General features: G+C 37.2%; 8 protein-coding genes and 1 pseudogene. 3 read left to right on the top strand and 6 right to left on the bottom strand.

The annotated features are described in order from the left end of the window. Positions 1-89: 89 nt before the first annotated feature. The 6 genes and pseudogenes from LRA01S_RS09935 to LRA01S_RS09910 all read right to left on the bottom strand — a co-directional run. Positions 90-383: pseudogene (locus LRA01S_RS09935) on the bottom strand (hypothetical protein); the annotation flags it as partial. A 95-nt stretch (positions 384-478) separates the two neighbouring features. Beyond that, the gene (locus LRA01S_RS09930) at positions 479-1,132 is read right to left on the bottom strand and encodes a Crp/Fnr family transcriptional regulator (protein ID WP_031367080.1); all 654 of its coding nucleotides are present in this window, start codon (positions 1,130-1,132) and stop codon (positions 479-481) included. Between the two features lie 27 nt (positions 1,133-1,159). Then, positions 1,160-1,438 (bottom strand): hypothetical protein, encoded by a 279-nt coding sequence (locus LRA01S_RS09925; RefSeq protein ID WP_031367081.1) that lies wholly within the window; start codon positions 1,436-1,438, stop codon positions 1,160-1,162. A gap of 17 nt (positions 1,439-1,455) precedes the next feature. Beyond that, positions 1,456-1,683, bottom strand: coding sequence for a heavy-metal-associated domain-containing protein (locus tag LRA01S_RS09920; RefSeq protein WP_031367082.1), 228 nt, complete (start codon positions 1,681-1,683; stop codon positions 1,456-1,458). Between the two features lie 79 nt (positions 1,684-1,762). Continuing rightward, positions 1,763-3,613 (bottom strand): heavy metal translocating P-type ATPase, encoded by a 1,851-nt coding sequence (locus LRA01S_RS09915; protein WP_031367083.1) that lies wholly within the window; start codon positions 3,611-3,613, stop codon positions 1,763-1,765. A gap of 267 nt (positions 3,614-3,880) precedes the next feature. Continuing rightward, entirely contained in the window at positions 3,881-4,459 is a 579-nt protein-coding gene (locus LRA01S_RS09910) for a uracil-DNA glycosylase family protein (RefSeq protein ID WP_031367084.1), read from the bottom strand. A gap of 182 nt (positions 4,460-4,641) precedes the next feature. Here LRA01S_RS09910 and LRA01S_RS09905 point away from each other — a divergent pair, with 182 nt between their 5' ends. Genes LRA01S_RS09905 through LRA01S_RS09895 form a run of 3 tightly spaced genes read left to right on the top strand, consistent with a single transcriptional unit; the run spans position 4,642 to position 7,209 of the window. Continuing rightward, on the top strand, positions 4,642-5,364 hold the full coding sequence (locus tag LRA01S_RS09905; protein ID WP_061775468.1) for an ABC transporter ATP-binding protein: 723 nt from the start codon (positions 4,642-4,644) through the stop codon (positions 5,362-5,364). Next, complete coding sequence (locus tag LRA01S_RS09900) at positions 5,361-6,545, top strand: ABC transporter permease (RefSeq protein ID WP_061775467.1); 1,185 nt, start codon at positions 5,361-5,363, stop codon at positions 6,543-6,545. The genes LRA01S_RS09905 and LRA01S_RS09900 overlap by 4 nt, the downstream gene beginning before the upstream one ends. A gap of 25 nt (positions 6,546-6,570) precedes the next feature. Then, positions 6,571-7,209, top strand: coding sequence for a TetR/AcrR family transcriptional regulator (locus LRA01S_RS09895; protein ID WP_061775466.1), 639 nt, complete (start codon positions 6,571-6,573; stop codon positions 7,207-7,209). Positions 7,210-7,422: the final 213 nt, after the last annotated feature.

The following is a 7,422-nucleotide window of genomic DNA, read 5'->3' as shown; positions in this document are numbered from 1 at the left end:
ATTTCTATGTTTTTTTCTAATTTCATTTAGAGGTGAATTAATTGGTAGTTATTAGAGGTGCCCTTAATTGGTAGTTATTAGAGGTGCCCTTTATTTTGTTTCTCTAAACTGTTTTCAGACCTTCTTCTTTCTACAAAACTAACCTCAACGGAAATTCCGAAATTATCAGATTCCCCATAAAGACGAATAGCCAATGCCGAATCATCCAAACCATCGGAAGGCAATCGGAAGTAACACCAAAAATGTGGACGACATAGCTGAGATTGATTCATCCATTGACTAACACGCTCTGCTTTAAATGGCTTTACCCTGTCTTCAAAAGATTTACTGATTAAACTGAATTCATTCCGGGCCTGTCGAGCTAGGTCCCTTAAATCCATCATATACCGGCGATAATTACCAGCCTATTCAGGCTTAATATATTTTTCTCCTTGATAGGGTAGATATTCCTTTAATTTGTCAAACTACATTTTTCACCTCATAAATCAATTAAGCCATCTCCGTTAAGAATAATTATTCTTCTACCTGAACGTTTTATCAATCTATTATCCTCAAGAAATCTAAATTTTCTAGAAAGAGTTTCAGGGGTAGTTCCTATATATCGCGCGATATCAATCATCTTCATAGGTAAACTGAACTGATAATCATTCGCTACTTTTGACAAATCCAAGAGGTAGTTCGACAAACGTTCCTCAACACGCTCCATAGATAAAATCTGGGCCTGCTTCTCTACTTGAATCATCTTTTGCATACTTAATTCAAATAATTTAAGAGCTATTTGTGGATTCCTAAGCATTACTTGATCAAAAGCTTGTTTGCTCAAGCTACAAATTTCAGTTGTTTCGAGAGCTTCACCAAAAAGTGTCTCGTTTTTTATACCAAACAACTGATTTTCACCCTCATAGCTACCCGGTTCAACAACTCGTAAAAGTTGTTCCTTACCATTCGGAGACAGTTGATAGACTTTCATACTTCCACGAGCTACAATATTTAGTTTTTCATCTCCTGGTTTGAAAATAATCTCATTTTTTTTAAATTGTTGGTGTCTCGCCAATTGATTGATTTCAATCTGCTCATCTTCTGACAGATAATTAAATAATGGTACAAGTGTTACGCAAAGATGTTGAACCATGGATAACCTCTTTCTAATTGACGAAACCTACTCTTGAGATAATTCGACAAATTGTTTTAAGAGCTGATAGGTTTTAGTAAATGTCTCACAAACATCATCTGGAATCGCAAAATCTTTTGTAACACCCCTCAGTTCCGAAAATTCATTTGATAGGTCCATATTATTACCCTGAATTTTATGCTGAATTGTTTCATAAAGTTTGCGAACTTCAAAAACTTCTGGATGATTTTTCCCATGAGCTTTTGTGATAGCATTAGTATATAAATCAAGCATCTCATCATTTGCTTCAAAAAATTGTTTTAACATTACAACTTCCCCCCCTATTATTTTTCTGATGCTTTTAGAACATCATAGCCAATTGCTCGTACTGCATTCGTAATTTCTTCAATATTTGTCAGACTTGTATCAAAATTTGCTTTTGCCTTGCTAGCGTTGAAGAGAACCTTAACACTGTCCTTATCAACACCTGCCACACTTTTAATGGCTCCCTCAATTTTTTGCATACATGTAGGACAAGCCAGTGTTTCAAGCTGTAGTATAGCTTTTTTCATCATCTTTACTTCCTTTCCTTATTATATCTTTAGTATAGTACGATATTTAGAATAAAAAATTGATTTCTATCAAGAATCTCTATTTTCTTTTATATTTTAAAAGCCTCATAGCATTCAAAATAACTAGGAGAATGCTACCTTCATGAACAAACATGCCAATAGCCATATTCATCCACGAACTTGAGAGAACGCTGATAAGAAGAACTACTACGACTAGCAATGAAATGAAGATATTTTCAATCATATTACGTCGTGTAGCTTTAGCCAATCCGATCGCATGAGGGATTCTGTGAAAATCCGAATTCATCAAAACAACATTTGAAGTTTCAATGGCAACATCTGTACCGTTTCCCATGGCAATTCCAATATCTGCCAAGACCAATGATGGGCTATCATTAATACCATCTCCGACAAATGCTACTATTTCTCCACTTGCCTGACGTTTTCTCACAAATTCTGCCTTGTCTTCTGGTAGTAGATGACCATAAGCCTCGGTTAAGCCTAACTGATTAGTAACTAAATCAACTGTGCCTTGATTATCTCCAGACAATAGAATGAGATTTTTTACTCCCATATTCTTAAGCGTCTCTAAATCCTCCTTGACTCCTTGTCTAATCTGGTCGCGAATCCCTACAACAAGAGCTATTTGTCCATCAATAGCAGTTAGGACAATTGAATTCCCTTCTGCTTCCATCCCTGCTATGTCGCTCTTCATCTGGTTAGTGAAAGGAATATTATATTGATTCATCAAATAAGAGTTCCCTACGAGAACTTGGTGATTTTGAATACGAGCAACAACTCCCCCACCTTGAACGACCTCTGTTGAGTCAATTACCTCTACTACAGAACCTGAGTAATGGTTCACAATTGCTTTCGCGAGCGGATGATCTGATTCTCTCTCAACACTAGCCAGTAAGCTCTCAGCAAGACTCCTATCACTGCTATAGTAGATTGTCTGTGAAACCTGAGGGTTACCATAAGTTAATGTTCCTGTTTTATCAAATAGCATTGTATCAACTTTACTAAAGTTTGTAATGACATCACTACCCTTAAATAAAATACCATGTCGTGCGCCATTTCCAATCCCTGACACATTTGAAACTGGTACCCCAATAACCAATGCACCAGGACATCCAAGAACCAAAATAGTAACGGCTAACTTAATATTGCGACTAATAAGCCAAACGAGAATAGCAAGCACCAAAACTGCAGGTGTATAGTATTTTGAAAATTGATCAATAAATCTTTCAGCTTTTGATTTGGAGTCTTGTGCTTCTTCGACTAATTCAATAATTTTCCCAAAAGTTGTGTCTTCCCCAATTTTATCAGTACGAAGTTGTATGGTCCCATTTTCGAGAATAGTACCAGCAAAAACTTTATCTCCTAGACCTTTAGAGACTGGAATAGGCTCACCTGTTATACTAGATTCATTTGTGGTACCAGCGCCAAATATAACTTCACCATCAACTGGGATCTTACCACCTGTTTTTACTATAAGAATGTCACCTTCTTCAACTTCTTCAACCGACACCTCTTCAAAGTCACCATTGTGTGCTTTCCGAAATGTAGTCTCTGGCACCAACTCGACAAGATTCTTAATCGCAGAACGTGTCTTGGCTAATGTTCTTTGTTCTAAGTATGCACCAAACAAGAAGAGAAAAGCTACAATAGCTGATTCTACAAACTCATTAATAACAAATGCTCCTAAAATAGCAAGGGTCACCAAAAGATCGATGCTAATGACCTTAACTCTAAGAGCTTGATATGCTTGAACTAAAATTGGAAAACCGCCAACTAATGAAGCTGCAAACAATAGATAAGCCGAGCCCTGCTCACTACTCAAAAACCATTTGACTGCAAAAGCAAGTATAATAAGAACACCAGTGATGACTGTCAACCAATTTCGATAACCTGATAACCATTTTTGCATGATTTCTACCTCCCTTATTGTCTCTAGTATAAATGAGTATAAAAATATAAGAATTGATTTATATCAAGTTTTAAAAATACTAGAATGTCTAGATTGTTTCAAATACATCTAACTATGTTCAATTGATTTAATGATATTAATCATAGACTTATATTTTTATAATTCTATTCGGTTACGATAGTATCAGTTCTAAAAATTTTGACTATAAAAAAACCTACTATTCCTGGTAGATTGTTTAAAAACGATCTTCTGTATATTTCCGAATCTTTATTTAAGAATTGCTTTAACACGTTCCTGCAAAGCAGGAATAACCTGATCTAGAAACCAAGGATTTTTGGATTGCCAAATATTATTACGTGGCGAAGGGTGCACAAGGGGGAAAAATTCAGGTAGATATCTATCGAAATTCTTTACAGTATTGGTTAATTTTTCCGTCGATCTCTGTTTTAAGTAATATCGTTGAGCATAGGCACCAATCAAAAGTATTAATTGTTTATTTGGCATGAGATCTAATGTTTTCTTATGCCATTTTTCTGCAAATCCTTTTCTTGGAGGTAAGTCCCCCGTTTTACCTTTTCCAGGAAAATAATAATCCATTGGGACCACTGCAAAATATCCAGAATCATAAAAACATTCTCTATCAATACCTAACCATTCACGAAGCTTATCGCCGCTTAAATCATTGAAAAATATACCTAACTCTTGAGCACGAATCCCCGGTGCTTGTGCTATGATTATAATTTGAGCAGTCTCTGGAGCAGAAAAAAGTGGTTTTATCCCTTTTTCTGTATATGAAATATTATCTTCATCGTACATTATTTCTTTTAAAAGTTTTGAATAGCTCATTCAAATCGTCCTTTCTCTTCATTACTATATTGTAGCATCTTTGTATGAGGGAAAACTTGATGCTTCTCAATTTTGTTAGCAAATTTCAATTTAAATTTTAAAAAATCATTTGACAAGTAAGTGATTATCCACTATAACAAAAAATAGTAAGTGATTAATCACTTACTTAGAAAGAGGCTCTTATGGAAAGATTATTAGATTTACAAGCAATCTCTAAAAACTTTGGGCAGCAGCTTGTTCTCGACAAGATCAATTTTGACTTGATAGCTGGTCAAATTATCGGTTTAATCGGCCCATCCGGTGCTGGAAAATCAACCATGATTAAAACCATGCTTGGGATGGAAAAGGCGGATCAGGGAGAGGCGCTTGTGCTAGGGCATCATATGCCCAACCGCTATGTCTTGGGAGAAATTGGTTATATGGCACAATCGGATGCCCTCTATGAGTCACTGACGGGTTTCGAGAATCTGCAATTTTTTGCCCGGATGAAGGGACTGTCTTGCGCTGAGATTCCTGAAGCCATTAAACATGTCTCACAAGTTGTCGAACTAACGGAGCACCTCAATAAGTTCGTTTCAGGCTACTCTGGCGGTATGAAACGTCGATTGTCTTTAGCCATTGCACTTTTAGGGAATCCTAGACTCCTCATTCTTGATGAACCAACTGTTGGTATTGACCCTGCTCTGCGCCGTCAGGTTTGGAAAGAACTGCATCAATTGAAGTCTGAAGGGGTTGGCATATTGATTACCACCCATGTCATGGATGAGGCGGAGCTGACAGATAAGGTTGGACTGTTGCTTGATGGCAAAATGATCGCCTTTAACAGCCCCATTGCCCTTAAGTCATCATATGGTGTCAATACAGTTGAGGAAGTTTTCTTGAAAGCAGAGGGAGAATTAGAATGAAGATTTTGGCCATTTCAAAAAAAGTATTCATGGAACTATTACGTGATAAACGAACCCTGATCCTATTATTTATGGCGCCTGTTTTTATCATGTGGCTCATGAATGCTGCTTTTTCCGCTAATACTGAAACAAATGTCAGCATCGCTGCCGTCGATGTTTCTGATAGTATTGTCAAATCCCTAGATGACGTGGAACATATCAAGGCCAAGGATTATAAAACAGAAAGTAAGGCAAATGAAGCCTTAAACGATGAAAAAGTCGACGCCGTGCTTATCTTCAAGGACGAAAATATCTACCAGGTAACTTATACCAATACCGATCCTGGCAAAACAAACTTGTCCCGTCAGGTCATAACGAGCACCCTCAAGCAAGCGCAAATTCAGGACCAAATCGAAAATCTCAAGAAAGCACAAGAAGCCAGTGCTCAAGCTGTTAAAAAGGCACAAAGCCAGTCTGGCAATTTACAAGCCGGCGATTCTAATGAAGCAAATATCGACCAAGCCGAAACAGTAGAAATTGAAGGTTCTCAAGCTGATGATATTAACCTCTCTGAACAATATATTTATGGAGATGAGGACACCACTTTCTTTACCAAAATGACTCCTATTCTGATGGGCTTCTTTGTATTCTTCTTTGTTTTTCTCATCTCAGGGATGGCTCTTTTGAAAGAACGTACCACGGGAACACTGGATCGCCTCCTAGCCACACCAGTCAAGCGATCTGATATCGTCTATGGCTACATGCTGGCTTATAGTCTTATTGCAGCACTTCAGACAGTTGTTATTGTCTTATCAACCATCTGGCTCTTAGATTTAGAAGTTCTTGGCAATATAGGAGATGTCATCATTGTCAATATTCTTTTTGCGCTCGTCGCTCTGGCATTTGGTCTCCTGCTGTCCACTTTGGCCAAGTCCGAATTTCAAATGATGCAATTTATCCCGCTCATTATCACTCCGCAACTTTTCATTTCAGGTATCATTCCTTTAGATTCTATGGCAGACTGGGTGCAATCTATTGGGAAAGTTCTTCCACTTTATTATGCTGGGCACGCCTTATCAAAAATTGTTCTGAACGGTACCAGCATTATCCATCTTGGGAATGACTTGCTTGTCCTTTCCTTCTTCCTTGGCATTTTAACAATTTTGAATATCGTTGGACTAAAACGCTACCGCAAGGTATAATAGAGAAGAAAAGAACGAGGTAACGATGGACAACAATACAATTTTACATAGCTATCAGGATTGGCTGAAAGTACAAAAAATGCCTGCTGGAAAAAAGAAGACCCTTTCTGCTGCTGTTGAACTGTTTTCGCGGCAAGGTTACAATGGGACTTCGACTGCCCAAATTGCAGAAAAAGCCAGTATTAGTCAGGCCACCATTTTTAAATATTTCAAAACCAAAGAGGAGCTTTTATCAGAAATTATTGAGCCCCTCATTCCTGAGTTGAAAAAAGAATTTCTGCCAAAATTGAAGACCTATAGCAAGATTGAAGATGTTATTCACTTTATTGTTCAGAATCGCTTTCGTTTCTTAGCTCAAAATGCAGATATAATAAAAATAATACTTCAGGAAATCTTAGTTAATTCAAGACTACGTCAGAGTCTAATGGCTGCTATTCAAGATACTATTATTGATGATTTAAAAATACAGCTAAGCCGGTTACAAAATGATAACCCCAATATTGTTACTTATCAGGAAGATTGTGAGGTTATCCGAACAGGCTTAGGACTCCTATTTGCATACTTTTTTCAACGATTTGTTCTTGAAATCTCAACACAGTCGGAGGAGAAAGATTTGAAGTGCATTGAAGAACAGCTTATTAAACTGATAACAACAAAAGTTTAATGAGATTATATCTACTATTTTTCAAAAACACCAAAGGATTAAATACTTTGGTGATTTTCTCATTATGTGACTTCTAGTCCGTCTCGCTCCGTAGGTGCGAGACAAATAAACCACTCGCTATGCGGGTGCGCAATCTGCGGTTATACCAAAAAAACTCCAAACGCGCTACAATAAAGGTGTTCAAGCCTATTGTAAAGCGAAAGGAGAAAAGGG

Origin of the sequence: Pseudolactococcus raffinolactis NBRC 100932 (assembly GCF_001591765.1) — a bacterium.
Taxonomy (GTDB): domain Bacteria; phylum Bacillota; class Bacilli; order Lactobacillales; family Streptococcaceae; genus Pseudolactococcus; species Pseudolactococcus raffinolactis.
This window is presented reverse-complemented; position numbering and strand designations above follow the sequence as displayed.

Excerpts from the sequence above, each read along its gene's own strand:
- LRA01S_RS09930 (WP_031367080.1), bottom strand. The coding sequence starts at position 1,132 with ATGGTTCAACATCTTTGCGTAACACTTGTACCATTATTTAATTATCTG.
- LRA01S_RS09920 (WP_031367082.1), bottom strand. The coding sequence starts at position 1,683 with ATGAAAAAAGCTATACTACAGCTTGAAACACTGGCTTGTCCTACATGT.
- LRA01S_RS09910 (WP_031367084.1), bottom strand. The coding sequence starts at position 4,459 with ATGAGCTATTCAAAACTTTTAAAAGAAATAATGTACGATGAAGATAAT.
- LRA01S_RS09915 (WP_031367083.1), bottom strand. The coding sequence starts at position 3,613 with ATGCAAAAATGGTTATCAGGTTATCGAAATTGGTTGACAGTCATCACT.
- LRA01S_RS09925 (WP_031367081.1), bottom strand. The coding sequence starts at position 1,438 with ATGTTAAAACAATTTTTTGAAGCAAATGATGAGATGCTTGATTTATAT.
- LRA01S_RS09895 (WP_061775466.1), top strand. The coding sequence starts at position 6,571 with ATGGACAACAATACAATTTTACATAGCTATCAGGATTGGCTGAAAGTA.
- LRA01S_RS09905 (WP_061775468.1), top strand. The coding sequence starts at position 4,642 with ATGGAAAGATTATTAGATTTACAAGCAATCTCTAAAAACTTTGGGCAG.
- LRA01S_RS09900 (WP_061775467.1), top strand. The coding sequence starts at position 5,361 with ATGAAGATTTTGGCCATTTCAAAAAAAGTATTCATGGAACTATTACGT.